Below are 16,798 nucleotides of genomic sequence, written 5' to 3' on the forward strand. Positions count from 1 at the left end.
AGGGCCTCGCCGTCTGACCGGGCCATCCCGGCTCACGCACGCACTGCGCCCCGCCTCCCCTGAAGGAGGCGGGGCGCATCGCTTTGTGCGGTCGGGCTCCGTGCGCTTCTGACAGAGTGGGTGGGGAGTATCCACATCTAATCGAGAGGCGATCCATGTCGCAGACCGTGAAGGGCGTCATCGCCCGCAGCAAGGGTGCCGAGGTCGAACTGGTCGATGTCGTGGTGCCCGATCCGGGGCCCAACGATGTCATCGTTCGGGTGCAGGCGTGCGGCGTCTGCCATACCGATCTGGCGTACCGGGACGGCGGCATCAACGACGAGTACCCCTTCCTCCTCGGCCACGAGGCCGCAGGAGTCGTCGAGACCGTCGGGGACCGCGTCACGCACGTGGCCGAGGGTGACTACGTCGTCCTCAACTGGCGGGCGGTGTGTGGCGAGTGCCGTGCCTGCAAGCGCGGGCAGCTCGAGTACTGCTTCAACACCCACAACGCGTCGAAGCCGATGACCCTCACCGACGGCACCGCGCTCACGCCCGCTCTCGGTATCGGGGCGTTCATCGACAAGACGCTGGTCCACGAGGGCCAGTGCACGAAGGTCGATCCGTCCGCCGATCCGGCGGTCGCCGGTCTGCTCGGCTGTGGCGTGATGGCCGGCATCGGTGCCGCGATCAACACCGGCAAGGTGACCCGCGGCCAGTCCGTGGCCGTGATCGGGTGCGGCGGTGTGGGCGTCGCCGCGATCGCCGGCGCGCGACTCGCGGGCGCCTCCGAGATCATCGCGGTGGACATCGACGACACCAAGCTCGAGTGGGCCAAGGACTTCGGGGCGACCCACACGGTCAACTCGACCTCCACGGACCCCGTCGCCGCGATCCGGGAGTCCACCGGCGGTTTCGGCGCAGATGTCGTGATCGACGCGGTCGGCCGGCCCGAGACGTACGAGCAGGCGTTCTACGCCCGCGACCTCGCCGGCACGGTCGTCCTCGTGGGCGTCCCCACGCCGGAGATGCGCCTCGAGCTCCCGCTGCTGGACTTCTTCGGCCGCGGCGGGTCCCTCAAATCCTCCTGGTACGGCGACTGCCTGCCCGAGAGGGATTTCCCGATGCTCGTCGACCTGCACCTGCAGGGTCGACTCCCGCTGGAGAAGTTCGTCTCCGAGCGGATCGGCATCGACGCCGTCGAGGCGGCGTTCGACGCCATGAAGTCCGGTTCCGTACTGCGATCGGTGGTGACGTTGTGAGTGAGACCTACACCAGCGCCGGCTACGCCGGTGGACTGCGTATCGAGAAGGTCATCACGAGCGGGATCTTCGCGCTCGACGGCGGCGAATGGGAGGTGGACAACAACATCTGGATCCTCGGGGACGACTCCGAGGTGTTCGTGATCGACGCGGCCCACACGGCCCAGCCGATCATCGACGCGGTCGGGGGGCGGAAGGTCAAGGGCATCCTGTGCTCGCACGCCCACAACGACCACATCACGGTGGCACCGGAGCTGTCCGAGAAGCTCGACGCCCCGATTTTCGTCCACCCCGGCGACCAGATGCTGTGGGACGAGACGCATCCGGACGTGTCCCACGGTGAACTGCAGGACGGTCAGCAGTTCGAGATCGCGGGTACCCGCGTCGACGTGATGAACACCCCCGGGCACTCGCCGGGCTCGTGCGTGTTCCACGTCCCCGAGGCGGGTGTCCTGTTCTCGGGCGACACGCTGTTCTCGGGCGGGCCGGGCGCCACCGGGCGCTCGTACTCGGACTTCCCGACGATCATCACCTCCATCCGCGAGCGGATCCTCACGCTCCCGGCGGAGACCCTCGTGCACACCGGTCACGGTGACGGCACGAAGGTCGGGGACGAGTCCCCGCACCTCGAGGAGTGGATCAGGCGCGGGCACTGATACCCCGCGCAGAACCAGCCGGCCCGCGGTGGCCCGCCCGGTGTGACGCCGGGTGGTGTCGCCGCGGGCCGGTCCCGTCCCGGCGGGCCGACCGGCTGTCAGACCCACCGCTCGGCGGGCCGATACGGACCGCCGTCGTCGGGCAGGATGGGAGTGGTCTGACGCGCCCACCGGGCGCCACCCTCGCGACCGCGTCGGGTGCGAGAGGGTCGGACCCACGAGGAGGAGTCACCGACATGGCCAGGGTCACCGCCACCAACACCATCGTCATCGAGGCACCGGTCGACGCCGTGACCACGGCGATCGCCGACTACGCCCGGGTCCGGCCGCGGATTCAGCCCGAGCAGTTCAGCGCCTACCGGCTGATCGAGGGCGGGCAGGGCCACGGCACCGTCGCGGCCTGGAACCTGCAGGCGACGAAGAAGCGCAATCGCGACGTCAAGGCGACCGTGACGGTGGACGACGCGGGCGCGCACTGGTCGCTCGTGGAGAAGGACGAGAACTCGTCCATGGCAACCACGTACACCGTCCGCGAGGCCACGGGCGGCTCGCTCGTCGAGATGACCACGTCCTGGAACGGAGCGGGGGGAGTGGGCGGGTTCTTCGAGCGGACCTTCGCGCCGGCCGGACTCAAGCGCATCCAGCACCAGCTGCTGACCAACCTCAAGGCCGACGTCGAGGGCTGACTTCCTGGCGTGGGCGCTGAACGGCACAGTTTCCCCGCCATGGTGCGGAAGGGTCGGCGTGGTGGTGCCCCCGGTCGGACTCGAACCGACACTGGACGGGTTTTGAATCCGTTGCCTCTGCCAATTGGGCTACGGGGGCGAGCGCGGCGAGCCGCTGCTCGGTGAGTCTAACCGACGACCGGTGAGCGTCTGTCCGACGCCCGCCCTAGAGTGGCCGTGTGAGCACCACGAGCCAGACCACAGACGTCACCACCGCCGCACCCTCCTCCGCCGTCCAAGGGGAGGGGCCGGCGAGGCTGCTGCTGCTGGACGGGCACTCGCTGGCGTTCCGTGCGTTCTACGCGCTGCCAGCGGAGAACTTCTCCACCGCGTCCGGTCAGCACACCAACGCCGTCTACGGCTTCCTGTCGATGGTGGCAAACCTCGTCACCGAGGAGGAGCCCACCCACCTCGCCGTGGCGTTCGACGTCTCACGGGCCACGCTGCACCGCACGGCCGAGTACCCCGAGTACAAGTCGACCCGTTCGGCCGCCCCGGAGGAGTTCAAGGGGCAGATCGAGCTCATCCAGGAGGCGCTCGCCGCACTCGGGGTGCGGACGCTCTCACTCGAGGGGCACGAGGCCGACGACATCATCGCCACCCTCGCGACGGGCGCCACGCACTCGGGCGATGCCCGGATCCTCATCTGTACCGGTGACCGCGACGCGCTGCAGCTCGTTTCCGACGCCGTCACCGTGCTCTATCCGGTCAAGGGCGTCTCGGAGCTCGCGCGCTTCACGCCCGAGGCGGTCGAGGCGAAGTACGGCGTCACGCCGGCCCAGTACCCGGACGTCGCCGCGCTGCGCGGGGACAACTCCGACAACCTGCCGGGGGTTCCGAAGGTCGGTGACAAGACCGCCGCCAAGTGGATCACCCAGTACGGCAGCCTGTCCGAGCTCATCGCGCACGCGGACGAGATCAAGGGCAAGGTGGGGGAGAGTTTCCGCGAACACCTCCCGCAGGTCCAGCTCAACCGCCGCATCACCGAGCTCACCCGGGACCTGGATCTGGGTGTCGAGCTCGCCGACCTCGTCCGGTCCACCCCGGAGCGCGGTGATGTCAACGCACTGTTCGACCGGTTGGAATTCGGGCCCCAGGCCCGCGACCGCTTCCTGTCGGCCTTCCTTCCAGAGGGGGCCCCGGAGCCCGCCGCTGAGGTCGCGCTCGAACAGGCGTCGCTCCTGCACGCCGGCGAGGTCTCGGACTGGCTCGCAGCCCACGCGCCGGCCGGGAAGCGGCACGGCCTCGTCGTCGTCGGTCCCTCCCGGCCCGGCGCCGGTGACGCACAGACCATCACCATCGCCGCCGCAGGCGGCGCCTCCGCCCACCTCGACCTCGCGGCGATCGGACCCGACGACGAGCAGGCCCTCCGGGGATGGCTCGGGGACGACGCCGTCCACAAGGCGGTCCACGACGCCAAGGCCGCCACCCACGCGCTGATGGGACGCGACCTACGTCTCGGCGGGGTCACGATGGATGTCGCTCTGGCGGCGTACCTCGTCCGCCCGGGGCAGCGCAGCTACGGACTCGCCGAACTGTTCCAGCGCCACCTGCGCCGCGAACTCCCGGAGGCGGAGGCGGCGGAGAAACAGCTGTCGCTCCTCGACGAGGTCGATGACGCCGAGGCCGCACAGAAGGCCGCCGACGCCGCCGCGACCCGCGCCCGCGCGGTGGTCGACCTCGCCGAGCGGTTGGACGTGGAGCTGGACCAGGTGCACGGCGCCACCCTCATGGCGGAGATGGAGCTACCTCTCGTGCCGGTGCTCGCGCGGATGGAGTCCATCGGCATCGCGGTCGACGCCGCCGCGCTGGACGGACTGCGCGACGACTTCGCCGACCGCGGCCGGCAGGCGGCCGAGGCCGCGTATGCCGCGATCGGGGGCGAGCAGATCAACCTCGGATCGCCCAAGCAACTCCAGGTGGTCCTGTTCGAGACGCTCGGGATGCCCAAGACCAAGAAGACCAAGACCGGGTACACCACCGACGCCAAGGCGCTGGAGGAACTGCTCGCCAAGGAGACGGGCGACACCCCGGGGCGGGCCTTCCTCGAGGCGCTGCTCCTGCACCGTGAGACGACGAAGATGCGCACGACCGTAGAGGGGCTGATCAAGACCATCGGCGACGACCGACGCATCCACACCACCTTCAACCAGACCGTCGCCGCCACCGGCCGCCTGTCCTCGACCGACCCCAACCTGCAGAACATCCCCGTGCGCACCGAAGACGGCCGGCGCATCCGCGGCTCGTTCGTCGTGGGTGAGGGGTACGACTGTCTGCTCACCGCCGACTACAGCCAGATCGAGATGCGCGTCATGGCGCACCTGTCCGGCGACGCCGGCCTCATCGAGGCCTTCCGCACCGGCGAAGACCTGCACTCGTTCGTGGGGGCCCGGGCGTTCGGGGTCCCGATCGACCAGGTCACCCCCGAGCTGCGGCGCCGCGTCAAGGCCATGAGCTACGGCCTCGCGTACGGGCTCAGCGCCTTCGGCCTCGCCGCCCAGCTCGGAATCAGCCAGGGCGAGGCGCGCGAGCAGATGGAGGCGTACTTCTCCCGGTTCGGCGGGGTCCGCGACTACCTCCAGGCGGTCGTCGAACAGGCCCGTAAGGACGGGTACACCGAGACTCTCTTCGGTCGCCGGCGCTATCTCCCCGAGCTCAACTCGGATAACCGGCTCAAGCGCGAGAACGCGGAACGTGCCGCCCTCAACGCGCCGATCCAGGGCACCGCCGCCGACATCATCAAGGCCGCGATGCTCGAGGTGGACGCCGACCTCACCGCACGGGGACTCAGAAGTCGACTGCTCCTCCAGGTCCACGACGAGCTGGTGTTGGAGGTGGCGCCCGGCGAACTGGACGAGGTCCGCGACCTGGTGGTCGACCGCATGTACTCCGCGATCGAGTTGGACGTACCGCTGGACGTGTCGACCGGCACCGGTCCGAACTGGGACTCCGCCGCCCACTGACAGGTCCAGGGAGGGTGGGGCCACCGGCGCGACGGAGCCACTACGCGACGGAGATCACTGGGCCCGAAACAGGTCGATTGGTTTTGAGCCGGTCCCCGTATGCCCTAGGTTCATTGCAGATTCGGCTTCCCGACGCCTGAAAGGGCACCCACATGACCCTCACCTCACGGCGCGGCCTGCGTGCCGCCCTGGCCATGACCGCCACCGCAGCCCTCGCCCTGACCGGCTGCACCACCAACACCGAGGGCCCGCAGGATTCCGGGGAGCCCCGCGAGGAGGTGTCGCTGGAGGCCGACGAGGCGATCGCCGCGCTCGTGCCCGCCGAGATCCGCGACAAGGGCGTCATAGTGATCGGCACCAACCCGCCGTACGCCCCCAACGAGTTCAAGGACGAGAACGGCGAGATCGTCGGCTTCGACATCGACGTCATGACCGCAATCGCCCAGCTCATGGGACTCCGCGCCGAATTCCGCGAGTCGGACTTCGACCGGATCATCCCGGCCATCGAGGGCGGCACCATGGACATGGGCGCCTCCTCCTTCACCGTCAACGACGAGCGCCTCAAGACCGTCGACTTCGTGACCTACTTCGAGGCCGGGATCCAATGGGCGTCGGCCGCCGGCAACGACGTTGACCCCGATGACGCCTGCGGTCTGAGCGTGGCCGTCCAGCAGACCACCGTCTCCGACCAGGAGGACGTGCCCGCCCGCAGCAAGGCCTGCACCGACGCCGGCAAGCCCGCGATCGAGAAGGTCCAGTTCGATTCGCAGGACGAGGCCTCCACGGCCGTCGCGCTGGGCAAGGTGGACGCGATGTCCGCCGATTCGCCGATCACCGCGTACGCGGTCAAGCAATCCGAGGGCAAGATGCAGCTCGCCGGCGACGTCTTCGACGCGGCGCCCTACGGATGGCCGGTGCGCAAGGGCTCCGAGCTGACCGCGGCCCTCGAGGCCGCCGCCGACAAGCTGATCGAGACCGGCGACTTCGAGAAGATCGCCCAGAACTGGGGCGTCGAGGACGGGATGATCGACGACGCCGAGATCCGGAAGGGCTGAGGGATCGTCAGGTGAGCACCGCGGAGAGGGGGGCCGGGGCCCCCGCGGCGGAGGCCCCGGAACCCATCAAGGCCGTACCGCTACGGCACCCGTGGCGCTGGGTGTCGGCGACGATCGTCCTCGTCCTGGTCTTCCTGTTCGTCTGGGGCGCGGCGACCAACCCGGCCTACGGCTGGGACACGTACGCCCGCTACCTGTTCGACACCAGGTTCGGGATGGCCGTGTTCTACACCATCGCGCTGACCGTGCTGTCGATGACCCTGGCCGTGGTTCTCGGCGTCATCCTCTCGGTCATGAGGATGAGCGCCAACCCGGTGCTCAAGGCCGTGGCGTGGGTCTACCTGTGGATCTTCCGCGGAACCCCTGTCTACGTCCAGCTGCTGTTCTGGGGTCTGATCTTCACCATCTACCGACAGGTGCAGTTCGGCATCCCCTTCACCGACATCGACTTCATCCGGTTCGACGACACCATGGTGCTCTACTCGGCCTTCTGGTTGGCCGTGGTGGGCCTGGCGATGAACGAGGCCGCCTACATGGCCGAGATCGTGCGGGCCGGCATCTCGTCGGTGCCGGAAGGGCAGGCGGAGGCGTCCACCGCCCTCGGCATGACGTGGGGCCAGACCATGCGCCGCACGATCCTGCCCCAGGCGATGCGCGTGATCATCCCTCCGACGGGCAACGAGTTCATCTCCATGCTCAAGACCACCTCGCTCGTCGTGGCGATCCCGTTCTCCGGGGAGTTGTACGGTCAGGCGCGCGACATCTCGGGCGTCAACTTCCAGCCGATCCCGCTCCTCCTGGTCGCGGCCACGTGGTATCTCGTCATCACCAGTGTCCTCATGGTGGGGCAGCATTTCCTCGAGAAGAGGTTCTCGCGCGGGGCGACCCGCCAGCTCACCGGCAAGCAATTGCGCGCGCTCGCCGACGCGGACGGTCTCACGCCGTCCTCCCTCGCCGCGGCCGAGGCCGCCGACCCGTCCGGAGGCAAGCGATGACGCCGATGGTCAAGGCCGACCAGGTGGTCAAGAACTTCGGTTCCCTGAAGGTGCTCAAGGGGATCTCCCTGGAGGTGGCCGCGGGTGAGGTGCTCTGCCTGGTGGGACCCTCCGGTTCGGGGAAGTCCACCTTTCTGCGCTGCATCAACCACCTCGAGAAGGTCGACGCCGGTCGGCTCTACGTGGACGGCGACCTGGTGGGCTACCGCGAGAAGGGCGACAAGCTCTACGAGATCTCGCCCGCGGAGGCGGCCCGCCAGCGCCGCGACATCGGGATGGTCTTCCAACACTTCAACCTGTTCCTGCACCGCACCGCGCTGGAGAACGTCATCGAGGCTCCGATGTTGGTGAAGGGGCAGTCGCGGGCGGAGGCCACCGAGCGTGCCCGCGAGCTGCTCGACATGGTCGGGCTCGCCGCCAAGGCCGACGCCTACCCGGCGCAGCTCTCCGGTGGGCAGCAGCAGCGCGTCGCCATCGCCCGTGCGCTCGCGATGGACCCCAAACTCATGCTCTTCGACGAGCCCACCTCGGCGCTCGACCCGGAGCTCGTCGGGGAGGTGCTCGGCGTGATGCGGGAGCTCGCCGCTGCGGGGATGACCATGGTCGTGGTCACCCACGAGATGGGTTTCGCGCGTGAGGTCGCCGACACCGTGGCGTTCATGGACGACGGCGTCGTCGTGGAAGCCGGCAAGCCCGCCGACGTGCTCGCCAGGCCGACTCACCAGCGCACCAAGGACTTCCTGTCGAAGATCCTCTGAGCGCACGCGCCGGGCGCCGGCCGGGATGACCCCGGCCGGCGGGTGTCACGGCAGGGAGGCCACGAAGATCGCGGTGCCGGGGAAGATCCCGCCCCGCAGCGGGCTCCACTGCCCCCATTCCCGGTCGAGCCACTCCGGCCACTCCGGCTCGATGAGGTCCTGAACCACGAACCCGGCGGCGACCAGTTCGCGGATCCGGTCACCCACCGTCCTGTGGTGTTCGACATAGGACAGCTCGCCGTCGTCGTCGTACTCGGTGTACGGCGATCGGTCGAAGTACGGGAACACGGCCTGCAGACCGCCGGGACCCGGGTCATCCCGGAAGATCCACCGCATCGGGTGGTTGACCGAGAACACGAACCGGCCGCCCGGGCGCAACACCCGCGCCGCCTCCGCCATCACGCCCGCCGAGTCCGCCACGAAGGGGATCGCGCCGAACGCCGAGAACGCCACGTCGAAACTCGCGTCGGCGAACGGGAGTCGCCGGGCGTCGGCCTGGATCAGCGGCACGGACGCCGCCGGTCCGGACGAGCGGCTCGCCGCCTCCGCGCCCACCCGGAGCATGCCCGCCGACAGGTCCACGGCCACGGCGCGTGCGCCCTGCCCGGCGATCCACCGCGCGCACGGCGCGGAACCGCACCCGATCTCCAGCACGTCGCGACCCGCCACGGCGCCGAGCAGATGCCAGTCGCCCTCGTGCAGGCCCTCGGGGCACCAGATGAACTCGCCGTCGGGGGAGTGGGCGCCGAGGAAGACGCCGTGTTCCTCGTGGTAGTCGGAGGCCTCCGAGTCCCACCACGAGCGGGAGGCTCGGACCGACTCTCCATGTCCGGGCGGGTTTGTGGACGTCACGGCAGAAGCGTACAGTTGACGGTCGCGTGCGTACGCGTTCGCGTTCAGTCCGTCCACCTACGATTCCTATCCACCTCGGAGCACCCCACCCTATGACCACCAACACCACGTCCCCGCAGGTAGCCGTCAACGACATCGGCTCCGCTGAGGACTTCCTCGCCGCCATCGACGCCACGATCAAGTACTTCAACGATGGTGACATCGTCGAGGGCACGATCGTCAAGGTCGATCGCGACGAGGTCCTGCTCGACATCGGCTACAAGACCGAGGGCGTCATCCCCTCGCGCGAACTCTCGATCAAGCACGATGTCGACCCCGGTGAGGTCGTCGAGGTGGGCGACGAGGTCGAGGCTCTGGTCCTGACCAAGGAGGACAAGGACGGCCGTCTGATCCTGTCCAAGAAGCGCGCCCAGTACGAGCGCGCCTGGGGCACCATCGAGGAGCTCAAGGAGAAGGACGAGGCCGTCAAGGGCACCGTCATCGAGGTCGTCAAGGGCGGCCTGATCCTCGACATCGGCCTCCGTGGCTTCCTCCCCGCCTCGCTGGTGGAGATGCGCCGCGTCCGCGACCTCCTGCCCTACGTCGGCCAGGAGCTCGAGGCCAAGATCATCGAGCTGGACAAGAACCGCAACAACGTCGTGCTCTCGCGTCGTGCGTGGCTGGAGCAGACCCAGTCGGCCGTGCGCTCCGAGTTCCTGCACCAGCTGCAGAAGGGCCAGGTCCGCAAGGGCGTCGTGTCCTCGATCGTCAACTTCGGTGCGTTCGTCGACCTCGGCGGCGTCGACGGTCTGGTCCACGTCTCCGAGCTGTCCTGGAAGCACATCGATCACCCGTCCGAGGTCGTCGAGGTGGGCCAGGAGGTCACCGTCGAGGTGCTCGACGTCGACCTGGACCGCGAGCGCGTCTCCCTGTCGCTGAAGGCCACCCAGGAGGATCCGTGGCGGCACTTCGCCCGGACCCACGCGATCGGCCAGATCGTCCCGGGCAAGGTCACCAAGCTCGTCCCGTTCGGTGCGTTCGTGCGCGTCGAGGAGGGCATCGAGGGCCTGGTCCACATCTCCGAGCTGGCCGAGCGCCACGTCGAGGTCCCCGACCAGGTCGTCTCCGTGGGCGACGACGCCATGGTCAAGGTCATCGACATCGACCTCGACCGTCGTCGTATCTCCCTGTCGCTCAAGCAGGCCGACGAGGACTACTCGGAGGAGTTCGACCCGTCGAAGTACGGCATGGCCGACAGCTACGACGAGGCCGGCAACTACATCTTCCCCGAGGGCTTCGATCCCGAGACCAACGAGTGGCTCGAGGGCTTCGAGAAGCAGCGCGAGGAGTGGGAGAACCGCTACGCGGAGGCCGAGCGTCGCCACAAGATGCACACGGCCCAGATCGAGAAGGGTCGCGTCGCCGCTGCGGAGGCCGCCGAGGCCGCGCCGACCAACTACTCGTCGGAGTCCGCCCCGTCCTCGCGTCCGGCTGCCGACGCCGGCACCTCCGAGACCACCGGCGGTTCGCTGGCCTCGGACGAGCAGCTGGCCGCCCTGCGTGCCAAGCTCGCCGGCGGAGAGTGATCGTCGCAGCCTGACGGCGCCCCGGGCGCCCGAGAGCATCGGCCACGGCCCCGGAGGGTCGCCCACCACGGTGGGTACCCTCCGGGGCCGCGGTCTATTTCGCGCGCCCGGAGCCGCGCACCCCGGAGTCGCCCGCCCGGATTCGCCCGCCCGGATTCGCCCGCTCGGGCGGGTGGCCGGACGGTCACCTAGACTCCAGACCATGCTGATGGTGGGTCTGACCGGTGGGATCGGCGCCGGCAAGTCAACGGTGACGGCGGTACTCGCGGACGCGGGAGCGGTGGTCGTGGACGCCGACCGCATCGCGCGAGAGGTCGTCGAACCCGGCAGTCCCGGTCTGGCGATGCTCGTCGCCGAGTTCGGCGAGGACATCCTCGGACCCGACGGTGCGCTCGACCGCGCCGCCCTCGCCGCCAAGGCGTTCGTCGACGACGAGCGCACGGCCGCCCTTAACGCCATCACTCACCCGCTCATCGCGGAGCGGACCGCCGAGCTCTACAACTCGGCCCCCGCGGACGCGATCGTGGTGCACGACATGCCGCTGCTCGTCGAGGGCGGGATGGCCCCCGGATACCACCTCGTGATCGTGGTCGACACCCCGGCCGAGATCCGGCTCCGGCGGCTCGTGGAGCAGCGCGGGATGCCGGAGGAGGACGCCCGAGCCCGGATGGCCAGGCAGGCGACCGACGAGGCCAGGCGGGCCGTGGCCGACGTGCTGATCGACAACTCCGGCGACCGGCAGACCACCATCGATCTGACCAACGCCCTCATCGAGCTCAGGCTCAGCCCGTTCGAGCACAATCTACGGACCGGCACGCCGGTCGTCGGGGACCGTACCGTCGTCCCGTTCCGTCCCGAGTGGGCCGGCGAGGCCGAGCGGGCGTGCGCGCGGCTCCGCCACGTGGTGGGCGAGCTCGCTACGCGCATCGACCACGTCGGGCCGACGGCGGTCGACGGACTCGACGCGCCGGATGTCATCGATCTGCAGGTCACGGTGCGCGATGCGCCGGCGGTCGAGTCCGCGCTCGCCAAGCTCACCGGCGCGGGTTACGTCCGCGACCGTTCCAGCGAGCGGCCGTTGTTGCACTGGTGCGACCCCGCGCGCCCACTGGAGGTGTCCGTGGTCGCCGAGGACGACCCTGAGCACGAGTTCGCGCTGTTGATGGCAGAAGTGATCGGTGCCGATCCCGGTGCCCGCGCCGAGTATTCCGAGATCCTGCGCCGGGCGAACCGTGAGGAGACGCGTCGCTTCGAGCGCACGTTGTGCGAGTCCTCGCGCCGCGGTCGCTAGGCCGCCGGCGCGAGGCCGCGAGGCGGAGAGGTCATTCGCCGGGGACGATCCCGTCCACGAGCTCGGAGACCGGCACGCGGCGGACGACTTCGGTCTCCAGCGGCCCGGGGGCCACGCCGCGCGCTGAGCGGGAGCGGTCCGGGAACACCTCCGGTAACCGGGTGCGTACGAGGAAGACGTTGTACGCGTTCCAGGTGGTGACGAGGTAGTACAGGTCCTCGCCCTGCGCCCAGGGGTGCATGAACGCCCCGTACACGCCGGGGAGCATGGAGTAGTCCACCAGCGTGGTCGGGGCGCTCCACGGCCCCTCGGGGCGGTCCGCGGTGCGCAGGACCACCGAGTCGAAGCCCTGGGAGTACATCGCCGTGTACTTGCCGAGATGCTCGTTCCACATCGTGGAGATCTCGCTGGCCGGGGCGGGCAGCACGCGTCGGGCGGCGCGGATGTCGGAGACCCACCCCGTGCCGTCCCAGTACTCGTACGCGCGGGGGTCGAGGACGCCGACGGCCGGCGGACCGCCGGGTGCGTCGAGGTCGTCGGCGGTCGGGGACCCGGCGAGGGGGACCCGGGAGACGATCGCACCGCCCTGACGGCCGGACGGGGTGAGGTACTCGTACAGGTGGTCGTCGGTTCGCAGGAACGAGCTCATCTGCGCGCCCCGCCGCGCGGCGTCGACGGCGGGGGATCCGGCGCCGGTGGGGACGGTGTCGGTGATCGGCCGGGCCATAGACGGCACGACGGTCCAGTTCTCCCCGTTGTCGACGGAGTAGGCCAGTCCCGAGTAGTTGGTGGTCCACGATCCCGGCTGACCCCAGTGGGCCACCGACATGAACCGTAGGTACTGGACGCCGTTCACCGCGATGCCCGCGGTGGGGATGATGGTCACCTCGCCGGGCAACCCCGAGCGCGGGACGATGGACTTGGCGAGTCCGTCGGTACCCATGGCGGCGGAGTCGATGGTGATCCCGTCGGTGAGGTCGGTGTCCGCGGAGCGGAACAGGACGTTGGAGCGCCACTGCGTCCCGGGCACGGTGCAGTCACCCATGGTGTCGCCGAAGGCCATGAGCACTTCGGGATCGTCGGGGTCGCCGTTGTCCCACATGATGCCGAGGTCGGTGCCGCCCACGCCGAAGCGACTGACGGACTCGGAGGGGCTGGTGGGCCCGGTGACGAGCTGCTCGAACCGGGTGGGGCCGCGTAGGACGGGTACGGTGCCCTCGTCGCCTGTGATCCACGGCGGCATCCCGTAGACCGAGCCGACCATCGAATCGAGGGAGCCCGACAGTCCGTTGCCGAGCGAGCCGGTTTCCAGTTCACGGACGAGCGACCCGGAACGGTCGGCCGAGCCGAGCGCGCGCGAGGTGGAGCCGAGGGATCCGGAGTCGCCGGACGACCCGAGCGAGCCGAGGGACCCGGTGGCCATGCCGGCGCCGGTGCGGTGTTCGAGCAACGACCCGAAGTTGCCGAACATCTCGCTGCACGGGCCCGCGGAGGCGGTCCCGACGCCGACGGTGCCGACGGCGGTGACCGCGGCGGCGAGCGTGACGGACACGGCGGTGATCGCCCCCGCGAGGCGGGGGAGCGTGCTGGTCACGTCAGACCCCCGGGATCTCGCGGCGCTCGACGAGGACGGTTTCACCGGTCTCGGCGGGGTCCGGGGTGTTGCGGGTCCAGCTGTCGTCGGCCGTGCGCATCCGGGCGTTCGGGTTGGGGACCGTCCGCGTCGGGATGTCGGACAGGTCCGTCCGCATGAGGAAGACGTTGTGGGCGATACGACGACGAGGGGGGCTCAAGGCCACGGTGTTCTCCAGACGACACGACGAGAGGGTGAGGAAGAGTCAAGAATACGGTAGTGGCCGCCTGAGACATCGGTCAGGAGATTGCCGGTGGGCGGGGGTGGGCGAGTGCTCGTACGCTGGTGGCATGGCATTCGCGACCGAGATCCCCGACGACGGGATCCCCGCCGACCCGACCGTCCTCTCGTACTCGGAATTCCGCCCGATCGGCGACGTCGAACGCAGCACCAACCGCTTCGAGGTGGTCAGCGAATTCACGCCGTCGGGCGACCAGCCGACGGCGATCGCCGAACTGAGCGAACGGCTCGCCCGGGGGGAGCGCGACGTCGTGCTGCTCGGCGCGACCGGCACCGGCAAGTCCGCGACCACGGCGTGGCTCATCGAGAAGGTGCAGCGTCCCACGCTGGTGATGGCGCCCAACAAGACGCTCGCGGCGCAGCTGGCGAACGAGCTGCGCGAGATGCTGCCCAACAACGCGGTCGAGTACTTCGTGTCGTACTACGACTACTACCAACCGGAGGCGTACATCGCGCAGACGGACACCTTCATCGAGAAGGACTCGTCGATCAACGACGACGTCGAACGGCTGCGCCACTCCGCGACGTCCTCGCTGCTGTCGAGGCGGGACGTGGTGGTGGTCAGTTCCGTCTCGTGCATCTACGGCCTCGGCACCCCCCAGTCGTACCTCGACCGGTCCGTGTCCCTGGCGGTCGGGCAGGAGGTCGACCGGGACCAGCTGCTCCGCCTGCTGGTGGACGTCCAGTACGAGCGCAACGACGTGTCGATGACCCGCGGAACGTTCCGGGCCAAGGGCGACACGGTCGACATCATCCCCACGTACGAGGAGCTCGCGGTCCGCATCGAGTTCTTCGGTGACGAGGTGGACGCTCTGTACTACATCCATCCGCTGACCGGCGACGTGGTCCGCCGAGTGGACGAGGTCCGCATCTTCCCCGCCACCCACTACGTCGCGGGGCCGGAGCGGATGGCCAAGGCGATCGCGTCGATCGAGGAGGAGCTGGAGGTCCGGCTCGCCGAGCTGGAGAACCAGGGAAAGCTGCTCGAGGCACAGCGCCTGCGCATGCGGACGTCCTACGACATCGAGATGATGCAGCAGGTGGGCTTCTGCTCGGGCATCGAGAACTACTCCCGTCACATCGACGGCCGGCCCGCGGGCAGTGCACCGGCGACCCTCATCGACTACTTCCCCGAGGACTTCCTCACGGTCATCGACGAGTCGCACGTGACCGTGCCGCAGATCGGCGCGATGTACGAGGGCGACGCCTCCCGGAAGCGCAACCTCGTCGACTTCGGCTTCCGCCTGCCGTCCGCTCTCGACAACCGGCCGCTGACGTGGGAGGAGTTCTCCGACCGGGTGGGGCAGACCGTGTACCTCTCCGCGACGCCGGGCCCCTACGAGATGGGCCGCACGGGCGGTGAGTTCGTCGAGCAGGTGATCCGGCCGACCGGCCTCGTCGATCCGAAGATCGTCGTCAAGCCCACCAAGGGACAGATCGACGACCTCATCGGGGAGATCCGCGCGCGGGCCGAGCGCGACGAGCGCGTGCTGGTGACCACGCTGACCAAGAAGATGTCGGAGGACCTCACGGACTACCTGCTCGAACTCGGCGTGCGGGTTCGGTATCTGCATTCGGAGATCGACACACTGCAGCGCGTCGAACTCCTGCGGGACCTGCGTCGTGGCGAGTACGACGTGCTGGTGGGCATCAACCTCCTGCGCGAGGGCCTCGACCTGCCCGAGGTGTCACTGGTGGCGATCCTCGACGCGGACAAGGAGGGGTTCCTCCGGTCGAGCACGTCGCTCATCCAGACGATCGGCCGTGCCGCGCGAAACGTCTCGGGCGAGGTCCACATGTACGCCGACACCATCACCGACTCGATGCGGTACGCGATGGAGGAGACCGAGCGTCGCCGCGAGAAGCAGATCGCCTACAACACCGAACACGGCATCGACCCGCAGCCATTGCGCAAGAAGATCGCCGACATTCTCGACCGGGTCGGTGAGGAGCGCGGTGATTCCGCCGACGGCGCGGATCGTCCGGAGTTGCTCGGCGCCCGTGCGGTCGGGGACGCCGCCCGGCCACGCAAGGAGCTCGAGAAGCTCATCGAGGAGATGACCGAGCAGATGATGTCGGCGGCCACGGACCTGAGGTTCGAGCTGGCGGGCCGGCTCCGCGACGAGATCGCCGAGCTGCGTAAAGAGCTCAAGGGGATGCGAGAGGCCGGCATCGACTGACCCGGACGGTGCGCACACGCACGCCCGGACCTCCGTGCAGACCGCGCTTACCGCGCACGGTCAGGCCCGCCTGGGACTACGCTGTGTGCAACGTGTTCCCGAGGAGAGGAAGCAAATGAGCGCCTACACCAAGGTGGTGGTGGGAACCGACGGCTCGGAGTCGTCCTACCGCGCCGTCGATCGCGCTGCCCGACTGGCCGCCGACGCCGGGGCGACGCTCGTGATCGCCTGCGCGTACGTGCCCGCCGACCCGCGGTCGGTCAGTCAGGCCGCCGACCAGCTGGGTGACGACGCTTACCAGATCCGTGGCGACAATCCCGCCGAGGACATCGTCCGGGGCGCCCGCGAGCGCGCTCTCGTCGCCGGGGCCACGCAGCTCGAGACGCGCACGGTCCGTGGGGCACCGGTGGAGTCGTTGATCAAGCTGGCCGACGAGGTGGACGCAGACCTCCTCGTGGTGGGTAACAAGGGGCTGAATTCGCTGACCGGGCGTCTGCTCGGATCGGTGCCCGCCGACGCGGCCCGCCGGGCCACCTGCGACGTGCTCATCGTCCACACCACCTAGGCGCTCGCGCCACGCGGCCGGGCCGGGCCGTCGCCGGGCCCGGCTGCTGGCCGTATTCGGCCATGAGTCGTACCCCGCC

At 69.3% G+C, this 16,798-nt stretch carries 14 protein-coding genes and 1 tRNA gene; 11 read left to right on the plus strand and 4 right to left on the minus strand.

What is annotated here, in order from left to right:
- Positions 1 to 155: 155 nt before the first annotated feature.
- From DPA01S_RS09155 to DPA01S_RS09165, 3 genes are all read left to right on the plus strand, one after another.
- Positions 156 to 1,241 (plus strand): S-(hydroxymethyl)mycothiol dehydrogenase, encoded by a 1,086-nt coding sequence (locus DPA01S_RS09155; RefSeq protein ID WP_061915614.1) that lies wholly within the window; start codon positions 156 to 158, stop codon positions 1,239 to 1,241.
- A complete protein-coding gene (locus DPA01S_RS09160; protein WP_061228781.1) occupies positions 1,238 to 1,897 on the plus strand; it encodes an MBL fold metallo-hydrolase in 660 nt (219 codons plus the stop codon). Before DPA01S_RS09155 ends, DPA01S_RS09160 begins: the two co-directional genes overlap by 4 nt.
- A gap of 236 nt (positions 1,898 to 2,133) precedes the next feature.
- Entirely contained in the window at positions 2,134 to 2,583 is a 450-nt protein-coding gene (locus DPA01S_RS09165) for an SRPBCC family protein (RefSeq protein WP_061228780.1), read from the plus strand.
- Positions 2,584 to 2,645: 62 nt separating this feature from the next.
- Here the strand turns inward: DPA01S_RS09165 and DPA01S_RS09170 are convergent.
- A tRNA-Leu gene (locus DPA01S_RS09170) sits at positions 2,646 to 2,722 on the minus strand.
- A gap of 79 nt (positions 2,723 to 2,801) precedes the next feature.
- Between DPA01S_RS09170 and polA the strand changes: the two genes are divergently transcribed.
- The 4 genes from polA to DPA01S_RS09190 all read left to right on the plus strand — a co-directional run bounded on the left by polA (position 2,802) and on the right by DPA01S_RS09190 (position 8,393).
- Positions 2,802 to 5,585 (plus strand): DNA polymerase I, encoded by a 2,784-nt coding sequence (gene polA, locus DPA01S_RS09175; RefSeq protein WP_181366007.1) that lies wholly within the window; start codon positions 2,802 to 2,804, stop codon positions 5,583 to 5,585.
- 152 nt (positions 5,586 to 5,737) lie between these two features.
- Positions 5,738 to 6,640: an ABC transporter substrate-binding protein gene (locus DPA01S_RS09180; RefSeq protein ID WP_061228779.1), complete on the plus strand. Its 903-nt coding sequence runs from the start codon at positions 5,738 to 5,740 to the stop codon at positions 6,638 to 6,640.
- 11 nt (positions 6,641 to 6,651) lie between these two features.
- Positions 6,652 to 7,635, plus strand: a complete 984-nt coding sequence (locus tag DPA01S_RS09185) for an amino acid ABC transporter permease (RefSeq protein WP_061915617.1) — start codon at positions 6,652 to 6,654, stop codon at positions 7,633 to 7,635.
- The gene (locus tag DPA01S_RS09190; RefSeq protein WP_061915620.1) at positions 7,632 to 8,393 is read left to right on the plus strand and encodes an amino acid ABC transporter ATP-binding protein; all 762 of its coding nucleotides are present in this window, start codon (positions 7,632 to 7,634) and stop codon (positions 8,391 to 8,393) included. The genes DPA01S_RS09185 and DPA01S_RS09190 overlap by 4 nt, the downstream gene beginning before the upstream one ends.
- 45 nt (positions 8,394 to 8,438) lie before the next feature.
- Here DPA01S_RS09190 and DPA01S_RS09195 read toward each other — a convergent pair whose 3' ends face one another.
- A complete protein-coding gene (locus DPA01S_RS09195; protein WP_232303086.1) occupies positions 8,439 to 9,245 on the minus strand; it encodes a class I SAM-dependent methyltransferase in 807 nt (268 codons plus the stop codon).
- A 92-nt stretch (positions 9,246 to 9,337) separates the two neighbouring features.
- Here DPA01S_RS09195 and rpsA point away from each other — a divergent pair, with 92 nt between their 5' ends.
- Positions 9,338 to 10,810, plus strand: a complete 1,473-nt coding sequence (gene rpsA / locus DPA01S_RS09200) for a 30S ribosomal protein S1 (protein ID WP_061915625.1) — start codon at positions 9,338 to 9,340, stop codon at positions 10,808 to 10,810.
- A 202-nt stretch (positions 10,811 to 11,012) separates the two neighbouring features.
- A complete protein-coding gene (gene coaE / locus DPA01S_RS09205; RefSeq protein ID WP_061915628.1) occupies positions 11,013 to 12,101 on the plus strand; it encodes a dephospho-CoA kinase in 1,089 nt (362 codons plus the stop codon).
- Positions 12,102 to 12,132: 31 nt separating this feature from the next.
- On the opposite strand, the gene DPA01S_RS09210 is transcribed toward coaE, so the two are convergent.
- A complete protein-coding gene (locus tag DPA01S_RS09210) occupies positions 12,133 to 13,695 on the minus strand; it encodes a glycoside hydrolase family 183 protein (protein WP_061915631.1) in 1,563 nt (520 codons plus the stop codon).
- Between the two features lies 1 nt (position 13,696).
- Positions 13,697 to 13,900, minus strand: a complete 204-nt coding sequence (locus tag DPA01S_RS16785) for a hypothetical protein (protein ID WP_232303087.1) — start codon at positions 13,898 to 13,900, stop codon at positions 13,697 to 13,699.
- Positions 13,901 to 14,024: 124 nt separating this feature from the next.
- Here DPA01S_RS16785 and uvrB point away from each other — a divergent pair, with 124 nt between their 5' ends.
- Together uvrB and DPA01S_RS09220 are read left to right on the plus strand one after the other, a co-directional pair.
- Positions 14,025 to 16,154: an excinuclease ABC subunit UvrB gene (gene uvrB / locus DPA01S_RS09215; protein ID WP_061228806.1), complete on the plus strand. Its 2,130-nt coding sequence runs from the start codon at positions 14,025 to 14,027 to the stop codon at positions 16,152 to 16,154.
- 115 nt (positions 16,155 to 16,269) lie between these two features.
- Positions 16,270 to 16,719: a universal stress protein gene (locus DPA01S_RS09220; RefSeq protein WP_061228773.1), complete on the plus strand. Its 450-nt coding sequence runs from the start codon at positions 16,270 to 16,272 to the stop codon at positions 16,717 to 16,719.
- Positions 16,720 to 16,798 lie beyond the last annotated feature (79 nt).

It is taken from the genome of Dietzia papillomatosis NBRC 105045, assembly GCF_001570845.1.
GTDB lineage: Bacteria > Actinomycetota > Actinomycetes > Mycobacteriales > Mycobacteriaceae > Dietzia > Dietzia cinnamea.